The following is a 14,474-nucleotide window of genomic DNA, read 5'->3' as shown; positions in this document are numbered from 1 at the left end:
AGAAAGCTGTGCCCGCTCTCCCAGGCGAACGAGCCGGTCTGGCTCGCAGCATCCCACTTTGGCCGGCGAGACAGACATGAAAGCCCTCACCCTCCCAACCCCGAAACCGAGTGGGGAGAGGGGGGGTGAGGGAGAATTCAGCTGTTATGCTTTTAATTTGCTTATTATAGACATTTTGCTCCGCCTCCTGCCCCCTACGCAATAAAAGGCGTAGGACAGGCGTCTCGCCTGTCCTACTGTCCTAAGCTAAGTGAATACTGCTAGAAAGCCCAACTGCAAACTTTTTCAAGGCCGAGCTTCCAGACGCCCATTACGGGCAATGACCGTAACGAGAGAAACGGAATAACAGTGATTTATTATGCAAATTTAATGCAGAATAGTTTGGGGCCGGCCTTCCCTGGCGCGGAGGGCGTATCACTCAGGTTTGAGCGCTCGCAGCATCAAGGCTTCAACGGCGTGTTGCGGGGTAATTTCGCCCTGCAGCAAGCGATAGACTTGATAGGAAATCGGAACATATATTCCCTGCTGGTTAGCCCGATCGATCAAAACTTGAGTCGTGTTCACCCCTTCAGCGGTGCCTTCCAGCTGGGCCAAGATTTCCGGCAGTGTCTTGCCATGTGCCAGCTGATACCCCACTTGGTAGTTGCGGCTGAGGGGGCTGTTGCAGGTGGCCAGCAGGTCGCCCAGTCCGGACAAGCCGTAAAAGGTTTCCGCCTGCGCCCCCCAGTGGGTGCCAATCCGGATCATTTCTGCCAGCCCCCGGGTCAGCAGCGCCGCTTTGGCATTCGTGCCCAGCTGCAGCCCGTCACACACGCCGGCGGCGATGGCCATCACATTCTTTAAAGTCCCGCCCAGTTCCACTCCCAAGGGGTCGGGATTGGTGTAAACCCGAAAAGTGCTCGAAGAAAAGACCGCTTGCACCCGCGCGGCTGCAGCGGCGTCGGGACTGGCCACGACAGTCGCCGCCGGCAGTCCCTGCTGAATTTCCTTGGACAGGTTCGGTCCCGCCAAAACAACCACCGGCTGGGAGGGAAACGCTTCCTGCCATATTTGAGAAGGGGTAGAGGTGGTCTGGGGGTCTAGCCCTTTGGTCGCGGTGACGATCGTGGTGCCGGCGGAAAATGGCCCGGACTGGAGCTGCGACACCACCGACCTCACCCCTTTCACCGACACGGCGGACAGCAGGATCTCAGCGCCGTCGGCCACATCTTCGAGGCTTTCCGAACACTGGCGCGACCACAGCCGCACCCGGTGGCCATTAGCGCTGGCCAAACCGGCGAGGGCCGTCCCCCAAACACCCGCTCCAATCACTGCGACAGTTGTTTGCTGCATTGCTCAATTTTAAATTTTGAACCGCAGATGGGCGCGGATAAACGCGGATGGATACGATCGGGTCATCTGCCTTTATAGCGGCTGTCAGTTGGATGAAGTACATGTCAGAACCCCGGTTTCTTTAAGAAACCGGGTTTCTGGGCACCTCACCTCGGATGAAAACCGCTATATCTGCGTTCATCTGCGGTTTCGATCTAAAACCTAAAACAATAACTTTAAAACCGGCGGCGCGGATAGCGCTCCATCAGCGCTCTCACCTGCCCTGCATGATACGACGATCTTGTCAAGGGGGAGGCAACAACTTGCAGGAACCCCAACGATTCGCCCAGCTGCTTCCAAGCGTCAAACTGGGCCGGTGTCACCCAGTTGGCCACCGGCAGGTGTTTGGGGCTCGGCTGCAGGTACTGGCCCACCGTCAGAATATCGCAACCGGCAGCTCGCAGATCCTGCATGACTTGCTGGATTTCCTCATCGGTTTCCCCCAGTCCCACCATAATCCCCGATTTAGTGTACACCCAAGGGGCTAAATCCCGCGCTCGCCGCAGCAGTTCCAAAGTGCGCCGGTAGTCTCCTTGGGGGCGCACCCGCCGGTAGAGGCGAGGAATGGTTTCGGTATTGTGGTTGAGGACTTCTGGCCCAGCCGACAGAATCGCCTCCAGAGCTTCCCAGTTGCCGCACAAGTCAGGAATGAGAACTTCTATGGTAGTCTGGGGAGAAGTGGAGCGAACCGCCTGAATGCAGCGCACAAACTGGGACGCCCCGCCATCGGGCAGATCGTCCCGGTTGACCGAGGTAATCACCACATGGTTCAAGCGCAGCCTGCCCACAGCCTGGGCCAGTCTTTCTGGCTCAGTCGGGTCGAGGGCTTTCGGCTTTTTCTCAAAGTCGATGTCGCAGTAGGGGCACGCTCGGGTGCACGCCGGCCCCATAATTAAGAAGGTAGCCGTACCCGCGTTGAAGCACTCCCCAATATTGGGGCAGGACGCTTCCTCACAAACGGTATTCAGGGCCAAATCCCGGAGAATTGCTTTAACGTTGCCGACGCGCTCCCACTGAGGCGCTTTGACCCGCAACCAGTCTGGCTTGACAGTCACGCGCTTGTTTGAGTTAATAAAGTTACAACTTTTCGATCCTAACTCAAGATTATCTGATACACTTGTGTTATAGTAAGGAAGTGGTTACGGGATGTAGCGCAGCTTGGTAGCGCACTTCGTTCGGGACGAAGGGGCCGCTGGTTCGAATCCAGTCATCCCGATTTTTATTTTTTTGAATAAGATTTTCGCTGTGCCTCTTGACAAACAGCGGGCAGTGCGGTATGCGGGCCAGCGGGCCGAGCCGGTGTGGCCGCAGGGTGCGTTAACAGCGCACCCCACAAGCCGAGCAAGGGCCACACAAAACTCCCCCAGCTCTCTTTTATCAGGAGCGCTAGGGGGAGAGGGTAGAAGCAGCCAAATCAAAAAATCGTATAAAATATTGCCCTTAATGGATTGACAAAAATACCCATAAGTGGTATGTGACTTCAGGACTGAAGACTGAGGGATGAGCCGCCAGCCGTCAGTCTGAGTCAATGGCTCTCCACCTCCTCATCAGTCCTCTTTGGGGCCAAAAACCATTTGTAGAATCATGGTGGAGCCACCTTTCTGGTGATATCTATCGGCCCAAGCGCGGATAACTTCATCCAATTCCTCCAGAGCTTGGCCAAGGCGATCGGGCGGGATATCGAGTTCCTCCAGGACGCGCATCACTCCAGGCCGGCGATCGGCCCAGTCCTTCATCAGCCGGAAGTACCGGGCCGTATCCTCGACCATGATATAAGTGCGCTCTTCTTCGTCGGAAGGCGAGTAAGAAGGGCGGGTGAGAGCGTAGAAAGGCATTCCCCAAGGAGAGTCAATCCGGGCCACCGTACCGGCATAGATTAAACGCCGCTTGATGTGTTCTGCTAAAGCCTCGCTGAGAGGCATGCGCCGCTCTGGGGGTAAATCTTCCTGAGAGCGAGCGTGCAGGAATTCTATGAGCTCCATCAACTGAAAAGAGTTGATCAGCTGGGCGTCGGGCAGGTTGGGTGGCAGTCTTTGCTCGATCTGGCGCTTTTCTTCAGACGTCAGACTGGTGCCTGGAATGCGGGCCCGACCGGGCTGCCAGGGATACTGTTCCAGCCAGACATAGGGAAACTGAATCAGATAGCGAGGCTCCTGAGAGCCCAGCATTTTCAAGAGTTTGCCTTGAGTCAGCGCCTCTTGGACTTCCTCTACAATCGCCTTAACCCGCTTGGGTTCAATGTGATGCAGGTGCCCCGTCATCCGCAGGTTTCGATCCTGCTCCAGATAGGTCTGATAAATGGCACATTTAGCCGCTGTCGCTGCTGCATCTAGAAATGCTCCGTGCCGGTGCCCACTGGTTCTCATGGCACTGAAGGCAAGATAAAACATGATCTGATCCATGGCACTGGGGCTAAGGCGTTTGATCAGATCTAAGTCGTTTGTCATCACAATCCCTAAGATGGTTACATCGGGAGGAGTCACGGACTCCTCTGTTGATTGTTGCGCATGATGGTTGCGACATAACCTAATTCGGTAATGCCGGTGTTGGTTGGTGAGTCAGCAGCCCTCCTCAGATGCGCCCATCCCTAGGAAGGGACTGGGGCTGAGGTGAATTCATGTAGCTTGCCACCCATCAAAATGACTTGACGGCGGGGGTTCCAGCTTGCTCAGGACTGAGAGAAAAGTTACTCCGTCCAAATGCCTCAGTAATAACACAGGTCACAGACCGGCGATACTCCTAAAGGAGCCGCTGCGCTGCGTCAAGGTTGCTTTACCCCGATCGTTCCCGCGTGAGCGGAAACAAACGCCCCTGCCGTCAAGCATGGGGTTGCTGACATGTACCTCAAAGCCTTCAACCATTTAATTATAAAAAAACCCAAAGACCCATACAGCTGTTTGTCGCTTCGATTGCCACAAAAACAGGCGCTGCTTTTTCAAAGCCGCTGGGATCGCGAAACTGCCACAACGGTTAGCCCTCAGGACAGCTTTCCTTTTGGCCAGCTGTACCAGTGGGCCTCTCCCGCAAGTTCAAAGCGAAGAGCAGCAGTCAAAATGGGCCAGTTGCCAGCAGCCGACACCAGCCCTGCCACTACTCTAGCGGTGACAAGACTCATCTGGCAGAACTCGCTACTAGAGAGCTCGAATCGTTGGGCGTCTGGCACTCCTCCACCCGTCCACTGCCCCGATGATCGTCGCAATCTGGTTTGTCTTGCGCGAAGTCCGGGAAAGTGGTGGGCGGAAGCAACTCAGTTGAATCTGACCGCATCCCAGAGAAAGCAACCGCCAGCCCAACGAACAGGAAACTTGATAAGACGATAACCGCCTGAGTCCGCATGAGATGTCCGTATCAGAGTTTCCTTTTCTGATACGCATCAACAACCAGTCCATCAGGACAGTTTGTCAATTTTTCTCAGACTCAACCGGCTCTCACCTGACGAAAAGCTTGTTATTATAGCATATTTCTTGTACGATAAGCCAATTGCCCGCCGGATTCAGACGCCCCCTGACTGTGACCACCTGCCCGTCTCGACAGGAAAGTAACTGCCGGTCAACTTCTGGCTGCAGGGTGACGAGTGTCAGGGTTTGATTGGCCAGCTCAGGGGGGCCGGTGAGGGTGAGGGTGTAATCCTGTTCGGCGTGCCGGTGGAAGATGCCGGTGTGTGCCGGTTGGGGGATTGGAAATGCCGGGATTTGGGGATTTGGGGATTTGGAGCTGTTTTGTTCTGGGCAGTCGCCGGTGGCTGGATAGGCGTCGGGACGATCTAAATAATAGAGTTGCCGGTGCAGCCACTCGGGGTGGCCAGGGGTGAGATTGAACAGGGGGATAATTGCTGCCGGTGCGGTGGGCTCTCGCAACAGCGCCTCTTGCAGGACTCGCACCGGCAAGTCCCTCGGCTGGCATCCCCGTTCGGCGCACAGGGCTGCGGCGATGCCGGCAGCTTGGCCAATACCGAGAACGGCGGGCTGCAGGCGTGTGGCACCATTGGCAATATGAGAGACGGAGATATTTTTTTCGCAGACCAGCAGGCCATCTGTGCCGGCTGGGATCAGGCAACCGTAGGGGATGGTAAAGGGGGTGCCGGTCCACCGCCCGCCCCAGCGGATGGATTTGGGCCGCACCGGCCACTGGAAGCCGGTGTAATGGTGGTCGTTGGGGTAGTTGCCGGTGGCGATGGCGGTTACTTGGCCCTCTGGACTGACCGGCAAGCCGGCGGTGCGCCCTCCGGGCACCGGCAGAATATCTTGCTCGCGCAGGGTGACAAGTCCTTGGACGCGCCGGCTTTCCCGGTAGTAGGGGTGCAGGGCGTAGGCTCCCCCACCCAGGGAGTAAGATGAGGGGAAGATGCTATCGGCCAAGCCATACCGGCGGCCCAGCTGGGTTTGGATGAAGCGGGCGAAACTTTGGGTGTGCCACCGGCATTCCAGGAGAAATTGCTGCCGCGCCGCCTCGGATTCAATCAGGCGTCCAGCACCTGAGCCGTAGTCGTTGCCTTTTTGTGGCCAGTTGATCATAAAGCGATTTCCTGGCAGGCGTCCGTAATTGAGGAACTGCTCTGCGCCGTACCCGTCCCAAGCGCCGGCAAACTGGTCGGGATTGTCCAGGGGGGGCGCGGGAATTTCGGGCGCTGCCTCACCGGCACCAAAATCCTGTATAATGACAACCCAGGTGGGTGCCTGCACGGGGTAGTTTTCGGTGAGGGCGCTGGCCGCTGCGGGAGCGCTGGGTTCGCCCCACTCGGATTGCAATTCCCAGCCCCATCTGCAGGGAACTTCCCCTAGGGCTAGCAAGTCTCCGAGTTCCGTGGCGTCCAGGGTCAGTTGGGCCCGGACGGTGAGGTCGCTAAACCGGACGCCGGTGATGCGGTTTCCTTGTCGCAGGACTTCTTTGGGGTGGCAGCCGGCAATCCAGTGCAAGTTGGGTTCGGCAGCGGCCCAGTCTGAAAAGATTTGGGCCCCGAGGCGGGGGTCGTAGGTAAAAAAGCTGACCCAGGCGTTGTCTAAGCCGCCAGCTTGGCGCTGGTGGAGTTCGCGGAGGAAGGCACCCCAGATGCCGGTGTGAAAGGCGGCCAGTTCATGGCCATCGGGGGCGGAAACGCCGGCGGAGGTGAGCATGCCTCCCAGCCAGGGCCCTTCAGTGACTAAGATGGTTTTGGCCCCCCGGCGAGCGGCCTGCAGGGCGGCTGCGGTGCCGCCGGTGCCGCCACCAACGACTAAGATGTCAGCAGTCAATTCGTCTATCACGGGAAATCCCTAGTGCAAAAATTTTTAAGTTTTGATAAAGTGTAGTGGCACTGGGTAAAACAAGAGGAGCATGAAAGCGCAGGTATTCAGAGGGGTCAATCAACTGAGCTATGAAGAGGTGCCGGTGCCGGAGATTGGGCCGGATGAGGTTCTGGTGCAAGTGCGGGTAGTCGGGCTGTGCCAGTCGGATATTAAAAAAATTCGCTATCCTCTCTACGAGCCTCCGCGCATTTTTGGCCACGAGACAGCTGGGACAATCGCTGCGGTGGGAGCAGAGGTAGCCGGCTGGCAGGTGGGCCAGCGGGTGGTGGTGATGCACCACATCCCCTGCATGCGCTGCGCTTATTGCCTGAATGAAAATTTTTCAATGTGTGATGTTTATAAAAACATTACGACGACGGCGGGGTTTGCGCCCAGCGGTGGGGGTTTTGCTGAGTATGTGAAAGTGCCGGGCCATATTGTGGCCAACGGGGGCTTGATTCCGATTCCGGATGGTGTGAGTTTTGAGCAGGCGAGTTTTGTCGAACCGACAAATTGCTGTCTGAAGGCGGTGAAAAAAGCTCAGGTGGCACCTGGACAAACGGTGTTGGTGACGGGTGCTGGGCCAATAGGGCTGATGTTCATCATGCTAGTGAGGTATTTTGGGGCGCGGGCGATTGCGACGGATTTGTTGCCGTCCAGGATTGAGAAGGCGCTGAGTGTGGGGGCTGAGGCTGCTTTTGATGCGCGGGATGCGGATTTGCCGGCTAAGGTGGCGGCGCTGACTGGCGGGGTGGGGGTGGACACTACGCTGTTAGCGGTTCCGAGTGAAAAAGCATTTTTCCAGGCTCTGGACTGTACGCGGAAAGGTGGGAAAATTTTGTTTTTTGCGGAATTTCCGGATGAGGTGGAAATTCCGATAAATCCAAATATTCTGTACCGGCGGGAGGTTGACTTGATGGGGAGTTACAGTTCGTCCTATCGGGTGCAGGCGCTGGCGGCGGATATTGTGTTTGGTAAGAGGATTGATGTGGATGCGCTGGTGAGTGACCGGTATCCATTGCGGGATTTGGCCCAAGCGGTGGAGCGGGCGGTGAGTCCGGGGGAGGAGACTTATAAGATTTTGATTTATCCAAACGAGCAATTAGCAACTGATTGACTGGGAAGTGAGCTCAAAGGAAGATGAGGGTTGAAATCGAGATATGGAAGCTGGTATCCCAGACGGCGAGTATTCGAGCCTTAGATAAAAAGCTGTGGGCTATTAATTTTACATATATTCAATATGCTTACAAGGAACTTTTAGATTCAGCTTTTGTCTGTGAGGGGAATGGCTAAACCTACTGCCAGCAAGGCTATGGGAAACTGGAAAAACAAGAGTATGTTGGGAGTAGCTGTTCGTAAAATTAGTATCATTTGCTTCACAGCAGGATTTATATTAGCACTACTCTTGGAAACTGACTGGCAAAATTCAAGCTTGACCAAAGCTCAAGATGGAACCCCCCGTGGCTACTTTGTAGCAACCTCTGGCTCTGATAAAAATTCAGGAACTTTAGAGCAACCTTTCCAAACTATTCAGAAATGCGCTGAGATAGCTAAAGCGGGAGATACCTGCTATGTAAGGGAAGGTGTTTACAGAGAAACTGTAATTCCAGCTAACTCGGGAATAGCCAATGGCAGAATTAATTTTAAACCTTATCAAAATGAAACAGTAACTATCAGTGGGGCTGAAATCATTGAAGGTTGGAGTAACCATGAAGAGTCTATTTATAAAACTAATTTGAATTGGGATCTGGGTTTGGGTAACAATCAAATTTTTGTAGACGGACAAATGATGATTGAGGCTAGATGGCCAAACATTGGCACTAACATCTCGCAACCTGTCAAATCCATGACAAAAACCGCTTCTTACTCAAAACCTACCGAAGCAAGCGGTTCAGTTTTGCAAGCAAGCTTGAGCGATCAAGACTTAACTGAAACAACTAATTTTTGGAAAGGTGCCAAGATTAACATTCAAGGTGGGGTAGCTTACTGGACTCAGACAGGTACAGTTACCAGTAACTTGTCCGGACAACTTAATTTCGATTTTGTGGACTGGGGTGAAGGTTATAGACCTAAAGCCAATAATCCTTACTTTTTATGGGGCAAGCTAGCTGCTTTAGATACAGACTCTGAATGGTTTTTGGATAGTAGTAGCTCTATTCTGTATCTCTGGACGCCAAAAGGTGACAGTCCAGCAAATCATTTAGTAGAAGCCAAAAAACGCCTAAATGCTTTTGACTTGTCTAATAGGTCATACATCAAGGTAGAGGGATTCCATATTTTTGCATCCACTATCATGTTAAATAACAATTCCAGCCATAATATTATTGAGCGTATTGATGCTAAATATATCTGGCACTATACCGATATGACCAAACCAGATCATTCCAAAATATATAATACTGGAATTAATATTAAAGGAAATAATAATAGCATAATCAACAGTAGGATTACCTACAGTGCAGGTACTGGTATATCGGTGGGAGGCAGTAATCACACAATTAAAAATAATGTAGTGTCGGAGGTATGCTATACCGGATACGAGGGGGCTGGAATTTATATTGCTGCAGGTACTGGTCACGAAGTTACTCAAAATACGGTTTACAACTCAGGAAGGCATACTTTGATGTATAACCCCTTGAATACTTACGATGCACCTGAGTATGCATCTAATATAAAGATTACTCACAATCACTTGTACAATTCAAATTTACAGACTCCAGACGGCGGGTTACTTTACACAGCAGGCAATGGCGGGGGTGCAGAAATTGCTTATAATGTGCTTCACGACAATAATGCCAGAACTTTAAAATATGGTAACTATAAGGGTGCTGGCCTTTACATAGATGTCAGTTCTTCTAATTTTATCATACACCACAACGTAATATGGAATGCTTTTGACGCGATGATACTTAGCATTAAAGGGATTAATGTTCAAGTTAATAATAATACTTTTTTAGGAGATCATCTCAGCCTAACCAGTTACGGGCCACAAAATTTTAAAGGAACGAAAGCCAATAACAACATTTTTAGGAACCGCATAAATACCGATCCTGTTTTTACTGCAATTATTCAGAAAAACAACTTATACAATGGGACAGAACCAAAGTTTGTGAATGCCAAATTTAACAATTACCAATTAGAATATAATTCTCCTGCCGTTGATGCCGGTGATGTTATTCCTCCATACACAGATGGGTACATTGGTTCAGCCCCAGATATAGGAGCTTACGAGTATGGGCGAGAGCCTTGGAAGGCAGGAGCTGAAAATATTTTTACTCAAGAACAAAAAAATATTAAAAGTAAAAATATATGAGCAGTAGCTTGCTGGCTAAAGCGGTTAATAATTCTTTCTGGACTGGTATTGGCTCAATTGGCACAGCCATCCTTGGCTTTCTGTTTGCTGGCGTTACTATTCGCTGGCTTGGAGAAGCGGAAGCGGGCTTTGTCATTGCTGTCAGCACTATCATAGGTATTAACAGTAGCTTTAGCGATTTAGGACTGGGTGCTGCTGCTACGCGCCTGATAAGCAAAGCTCATGCTGAAAATGATTCTGAAACTATTAAACAAGTAGCTGGAATATGCTTGTCCACTTCACTCTGTTTCGGGGTTTTCGGGTTAGGCATTTTTTCACTAGGGGCTCCTTTTATCATTGAATGGACTAAGTATAGTGGCAATCCTGAAACAGGTCAGTGGTACTGTGTCTTGTCCGGTGTAGTCTTTCTGTTTATCCAGATATTCAGTTCCCTAAATAATTTGCTAATTTCTTTACAGAGATTTGATTGGGAAACTAAACTGAACCTAGCATTTAGTTTAGCTAATGGTATATGTGGTATTACTTTACTGAAGGCGTTTCCCAGCATCCTTACCGTTGGCATTGTTTTGGTATCACTTTATACCCTTCGACTTCTCTTTACAGGTTTTGGGGTTATCCGAGTGATTGGTTTCTTGCCGATGCCATACTGGAATAAAAATATATTCTTGGAACTTTGGAATTTTGGTAAGTGGGTCTACATGACTCAAATTACGGTTCCGTTACTGCAGGGTATAGATAGAATCCTTATAGTTTCTTTTTTTGGAAGCGCATCTCTGCCTTTCTACGCATTTGCTCAAAATATTTATAAAATAGTCCACCAGACATTAGTCAGTCAAGCTAGCTACCTGTTTCCTATGCTTTCAGCCCAAGGAAATCAGTTGGAAGAGGTAGCCGAAAGAACCGAAGAGCGTTTGCGCTGGTTCATAGGATTAATGTCTAGCTTGATTTTTGCGGGACTGATAATTGTAGGGCCTGCTTTACTCACTATAATGGTAAATGCTCAATTTGCTAAGGAAGCGTCTTTCCAATTATTCATATTCTGCTGGGTAGGTTACATTCATGCCCAAGCGATAGTAACGTTCTTTTTTGGATTGAGTAAGGGAGATGCTAAAGGAAACTGGATATTTCATGCGCTCGCGGGTTTTGCTATCCTGCCATTTCTGAGCTTATTTTCTATAACGTTGGGCTTTCGATATGCAGTCCTTGGGAACCTAGCGATTTTAGTAGGAGTTCTCTATTTATGTAGGAGAGACAAAAATAAAATGCCTTTGCAATTGTTTACTATTTGGTTTTTAAAACCCCTATACGCATCTCTGATTTTGATGTGTGTATCCTGTCTGCTGCATTTGGTGTTGAATGCTGAAAAAGCTAGTGATATTGCTCAGTTTGTTGCTTTAGGAGTATTCTACATCTTGACAGGACTATCTATTGCTAGAATTGAGAGAACTTACTTGGGGGGGAAGCACCGGATAGAAACTCTCGGTCGAGCGCTAGAAATTGTATTTGCTAAATTAGGTCTTACTGGAAAAGTTATCTTTCGGCTAGCTGGCATTCCCTACGAATCTGTAAATAAGGAGCGCGCGTGAATCCTAAATTTTTATTTAGACGAATCAACAGTTTTCTGAAGAGCAAGCTTGGTTTGAATCAAATAATTTTTAATAAAAATAATTCTAATTTAGCCAAAGCAAAAGCCGAAATGCGGGAACTCGTAGATGTGATGCCTGGCATTGATTTGCCAATGGTAATTCATCCAGATATGTATTTCCGTATTGCCTATACGGAATATATTTTTGAACCAGAGTCTTTGGATTTCATCCGCGACCATTTAAGACCGGGACAGATTGTTTTAGATGTAGGGGCTAATGTGGGATATTTCTCGCTATTTTTTTGTAAAATTGTCGGTTATACAGGTCGTGTAATTGCTTTTGAACCAGGTGAGTTTGCTTTCAATTTGTTAAAACAAAATAAGCAATTAAATAAATTTGATTGGCTAGAAATCTATCAGGCTGGGCTAGGGGAAAGAGATGCAATTACAACCCTAAGCAGTGGGGAACCCGGCATGGAAGTGTACAACTCTTTGGGAGACATTTGTCATCCCGGTGCCGATCCCAGTAAATTCGACAAAGTTAGTATTCAGCTTTTTGAAGGAGCTTGCTGGTTGGAGAATCACAACGTCAACCAGATAGACCTTATGAAGCTAGACGTTGAGGGCGGCGAGTACACAGTGCTTAAGGGAATGCTAAAGCTATTCCAAGCTCGTAAAATTACACGGTTACTGATTGAAATGACCTACGAAATGTCAAAGTCATTCGGCTATCAACCTTCAGATATCATATCTATGCTCAGAGATTGCGGGTACGACTGGTTTGTGCTTAAGGGTTATGGCAGGTTAGTACCGCTTGTTGGTAACGAGATTCCCACAAACTCCTTTATGTTTGTGGCTGTAGCGAAAAATCAGCTCTAAGTGTTAACGATAGTTTAAACTAATCTAAAAACTGAGTTATGTATTTTTTCAGTAAACTATTACGCAAATTTTCTAGAGAGCTACTTTATTTAGCGGAAAAAGTAGAAGTCAAAAATGCCGATCCATTGGTTTTCCATTTAAATAGAAGAGATTTATTTGAAACCACATCTTGTGTCACACAATTTATTCAACCTAAATATTTGTGTGATATTGGAGCAAATTGCGGACAATGGGCTTATGTCTTGCATCAGTTGAACCCGGATCTCAAACATGTGGTTTTTTTTGAGCCTCAGAATAAATTTCAAGAAAAGTTACATTCGCTACGATTGCCTGGGGTATCCAAAGTGATTTATCAGTGCGGCTTAGGGGAGAAGGAAGAAAGGCTCAGTATAAAAGGTGGCACTGCTTCTGCTTCATTTTTGGAGGCAACTGACATTCAAGAAGACTATTTTCCCAATAGCATTTTATTCGATAAAGAAGAAGTAGAAATAAAGGTTTTAGATAAAATATACGCCCAAAATGAACTACCTTATCCTGATTTGATAAAAATTGATGTGCAAGGGTTTGAACTCAGTGTACTCAGAGGAGCAGTAAATGTACTTTCACAAGCTAAATGCTTGGTTATTGAGCTATCATTTCGTCATTTTTATGATGGCCAGCCTGCTTTATGGGAAGTTCTGGAGTTTTTACAAAAAAATCACTACATCATGGTAGGTCGCGGTTATGAATCGAGATCGACTAAAAATAGGGCAGAATTATTACAAATGGACGGAATTTTCATCAATACAGGTTTGGTAAAAAGTTTTGGGGAATGGGATTAGTCGTTCGGGGATAAAATGCCTGTTATGAAAACTATTGCTCTCATTGACACCCTTTGGGGTGGCCATCATCAGACCTACCTCAAGCTGTTTGCCAGAACTTTACTGGAGCTTGGACAGAAAGTTATGGTATTCTGTCCCCACCCGGTGGAAATAAGCGAATGGGTTGCCTTTAATTGTCCCAGCCTAGCCGCTCGACTACAGACGTTTGCACTGAGCGAACCAGAGCTTAGTCAGTTCCCGATACCCAGACTGCGCTTAACTTTTAATGCACTGGCTCGGTGGCGTTCTGCCGCCGCCGCTATTCAGGATGCGTCGCGCCAGCTTGGAACTTCCCCGGATCTAGTCTTTTTCGCCTATATCGATCTTCAACTGTGGCCTTATTTAACACATCGTGCAATAGAAAAAATTTTACCTTATAATTGGTCTGGACTCTATTTTCAGCCCAGTCATTTGCGGATAGGGTTGCAACTTTTGCCGATTCGCCGTGGGATTTTCAACCCAGATGGAATGTTGAAATCATCTCGCTGTCGCTCCATTGCTGTGCTTGATGAGGGCATTGCCCAAAAACTACAAACCCGAATTGATAATAAACCTGTGATTATTTTCCCCGATATAGCTGATGAATCGCTAGCAGATCCTAATTACTGGATTGCGCAGCAAATTATTGAGAAAGCTGGGGGGAGGAAAATTGTGGGCCTGCTGGGATCTATAGGCAAACGTAAGGGAATTTTAACGCTTTTAGACATGGCTCACAAATCAGTCAAAGAAAACTGGCTGTTTGTTTTCGCTGGTCAGCTAGCCGAATCTGCATTTCTACCGGAAGAGCTAGAAAGAATTCGATCCATTATTAAGCAAAAGTATCACAACTGCTTTTTTCATTTCGATGAAATTCCTGACGGACCTAAATTTAACGCCCTAGTAAATGTATGTGATGTTTTATTTGCTGCCTATAATAATTTTCCTCATAGCAGTAATATTTTAACTAAGGCTGCAATTTTTAAAAAACCTGTGATTGTTAGCCGGGGATATTGTATGGGCGAAAGAGTGGATAAATTTTCTTTGGGTTTGAGTATTAAAGAGGAGGACGTACAAGGAGGTATTGAAGCGTTGCAGAGCTTGTGTAATCATTCCTTAACCGAAGCTACGAAAATAAAACCTAATTTTGAGGACTACTGTTACCAACACTCTCAGCAACAACTACACCGAGCATTTGAGTCTATTTTAGCTTTTTGATTTTTTAC

At 48.8% G+C, this 14,474-nt stretch carries 12 protein-coding genes and 1 tRNA gene; 8 read left to right on the top strand and 5 right to left on the bottom strand.

The annotated features are described in order from the left end of the window. Positions 1-414: 414 nt before the first annotated feature. Both OSC10802_RS0100465 and lipA read right to left on the bottom strand, forming a co-directional pair. Entirely contained in the window at positions 415-1,332 is a 918-nt protein-coding gene (locus OSC10802_RS0100465; protein ID WP_017714811.1) for an NAD(P)H-dependent glycerol-3-phosphate dehydrogenase, read from the bottom strand. A 215-nt stretch (positions 1,333-1,547) separates the two neighbouring features. Beyond that, entirely contained in the window at positions 1,548-2,444 is an 897-nt protein-coding gene (lipA, locus tag OSC10802_RS0100460; protein ID WP_255349184.1) for a lipoyl synthase, read from the bottom strand. 69 nt (positions 2,445-2,513) lie between these two features. On the opposite strand from lipA, the gene OSC10802_RS0100455 reads away from it, so the two are divergent. Further along, positions 2,514-2,587 (top strand) — tRNA-Pro (locus tag OSC10802_RS0100455). A 331-nt stretch (positions 2,588-2,918) separates the two neighbouring features. Here the strand turns inward: OSC10802_RS0100455 and hetR are convergent. The 3 genes from hetR to OSC10802_RS0100445 form a co-directional block, all read right to left on the bottom strand. Continuing rightward, positions 2,919-3,818 (bottom strand): heterocyst differentiation master regulator HetR, encoded by a 900-nt coding sequence (hetR, locus tag OSC10802_RS0100450; protein ID WP_026098043.1) that lies wholly within the window; start codon positions 3,816-3,818, stop codon positions 2,919-2,921. 664 nt (positions 3,819-4,482) lie between these two features. Beyond that, on the bottom strand, positions 4,483-4,707 hold the full coding sequence (locus OSC10802_RS53870; RefSeq protein ID WP_232731585.1) for a hypothetical protein: 225 nt from the start codon (positions 4,705-4,707) through the stop codon (positions 4,483-4,485). A gap of 92 nt (positions 4,708-4,799) precedes the next feature. Then, positions 4,800-6,614: an FAD-dependent oxidoreductase gene (locus OSC10802_RS0100445; protein WP_017714808.1), complete on the bottom strand. Its 1,815-nt coding sequence runs from the start codon at positions 6,612-6,614 to the stop codon at positions 4,800-4,802. A gap of 70 nt (positions 6,615-6,684) precedes the next feature. Here OSC10802_RS0100445 and OSC10802_RS0100440 point away from each other — a divergent pair, with 70 nt between their 5' ends. The 7 genes from OSC10802_RS0100440 to OSC10802_RS0100410 are packed head-to-tail and all read left to right on the top strand — an operon-like array spanning position 6,685 to position 14,466. Further along, the gene (locus OSC10802_RS0100440; protein WP_017714807.1) at positions 6,685-7,752 is read left to right on the top strand and encodes a zinc-dependent dehydrogenase; all 1,068 of its coding nucleotides are present in this window, start codon (positions 6,685-6,687) and stop codon (positions 7,750-7,752) included. Between the two features lie 23 nt (positions 7,753-7,775). Next, complete coding sequence (locus tag OSC10802_RS48490) at positions 7,776-7,928, top strand: hypothetical protein (RefSeq protein WP_017714806.1); 153 nt, start codon at positions 7,776-7,778, stop codon at positions 7,926-7,928. After that, positions 7,921-9,948: a right-handed parallel beta-helix repeat-containing protein gene (locus tag OSC10802_RS38095; RefSeq protein WP_082218219.1), complete on the top strand. Its 2,028-nt coding sequence runs from the start codon at positions 7,921-7,923 to the stop codon at positions 9,946-9,948. Before OSC10802_RS48490 ends, OSC10802_RS38095 begins: the two co-directional genes overlap by 8 nt. Continuing rightward, the gene (locus OSC10802_RS0100425) at positions 9,945-11,534 is read left to right on the top strand and encodes a lipopolysaccharide biosynthesis protein (RefSeq protein WP_017714804.1); all 1,590 of its coding nucleotides are present in this window, start codon (positions 9,945-9,947) and stop codon (positions 11,532-11,534) included. The genes OSC10802_RS38095 and OSC10802_RS0100425 overlap by 4 nt, the downstream gene beginning before the upstream one ends. Beyond that, positions 11,531-12,412: an FkbM family methyltransferase gene (locus OSC10802_RS0100420; RefSeq protein ID WP_017714803.1), complete on the top strand. Its 882-nt coding sequence runs from the start codon at positions 11,531-11,533 to the stop codon at positions 12,410-12,412. Before OSC10802_RS0100425 ends, OSC10802_RS0100420 begins: the two co-directional genes overlap by 4 nt. A 38-nt stretch (positions 12,413-12,450) precedes the next feature. Continuing rightward, positions 12,451-13,233: an FkbM family methyltransferase gene (locus tag OSC10802_RS38090; RefSeq protein WP_017714802.1), complete on the top strand. Its 783-nt coding sequence runs from the start codon at positions 12,451-12,453 to the stop codon at positions 13,231-13,233. 24 nt (positions 13,234-13,257) lie between these two features. Further along, on the top strand, positions 13,258-14,466 hold the full coding sequence (locus OSC10802_RS0100410) for a glycosyltransferase family protein (protein ID WP_017714801.1): 1,209 nt from the start codon (positions 13,258-13,260) through the stop codon (positions 14,464-14,466). Positions 14,467-14,474 lie beyond the last annotated feature (8 nt).

Origin of the sequence: Kamptonema formosum PCC 10802 (assembly GCF_000332335.1) — a bacterium.
Lineage (GTDB): Bacteria > Cyanobacteriota > Cyanobacteriia > Cyanobacteriales > Oscillatoriaceae > Oscillatoria.
Note: the sequence above shows the minus strand (reverse complement) of the source record. Positions and strands in the feature narration are given on the sequence as shown.

What these genes read in the sequence shown, in the direction of transcription:
- OSC10802_RS0100465 (WP_017714811.1), bottom strand. Translation starts at nt 1,332, where the DNA reads ATGCAGCAAACAACTGTCGCAGTGATTGGAGCGGGTGTTTGGGGGACG.
- hetR (WP_026098043.1), bottom strand. Translation starts at nt 3,818, where the DNA reads ATGACAAACGACTTAGATCTGATCAAACGCCTTAGCCCCAGTGCCATG.
- OSC10802_RS53870 (WP_232731585.1), bottom strand. Translation starts at nt 4,707, where the DNA reads ATGCGGACTCAGGCGGTTATCGTCTTATCAAGTTTCCTGTTCGTTGGG.
- OSC10802_RS0100440 (WP_017714807.1), top strand. Translation starts at nt 6,685, where the DNA reads ATGAAAGCGCAGGTATTCAGAGGGGTCAATCAACTGAGCTATGAAGAG.
- OSC10802_RS48490 (WP_017714806.1), top strand. Translation starts at nt 7,776, where the DNA reads ATGAGGGTTGAAATCGAGATATGGAAGCTGGTATCCCAGACGGCGAGT.
- OSC10802_RS38095 (WP_082218219.1), top strand. Translation starts at nt 7,921, where the DNA reads ATGGCTAAACCTACTGCCAGCAAGGCTATGGGAAACTGGAAAAACAAG.
- OSC10802_RS0100425 (WP_017714804.1), top strand. Translation starts at nt 9,945, where the DNA reads ATGAGCAGTAGCTTGCTGGCTAAAGCGGTTAATAATTCTTTCTGGACT.
- OSC10802_RS38090 (WP_017714802.1), top strand. Translation starts at nt 12,451, where the DNA reads ATGTATTTTTTCAGTAAACTATTACGCAAATTTTCTAGAGAGCTACTT.
- OSC10802_RS0100410 (WP_017714801.1), top strand. Translation starts at nt 13,258, where the DNA reads ATGAAAACTATTGCTCTCATTGACACCCTTTGGGGTGGCCATCATCAG.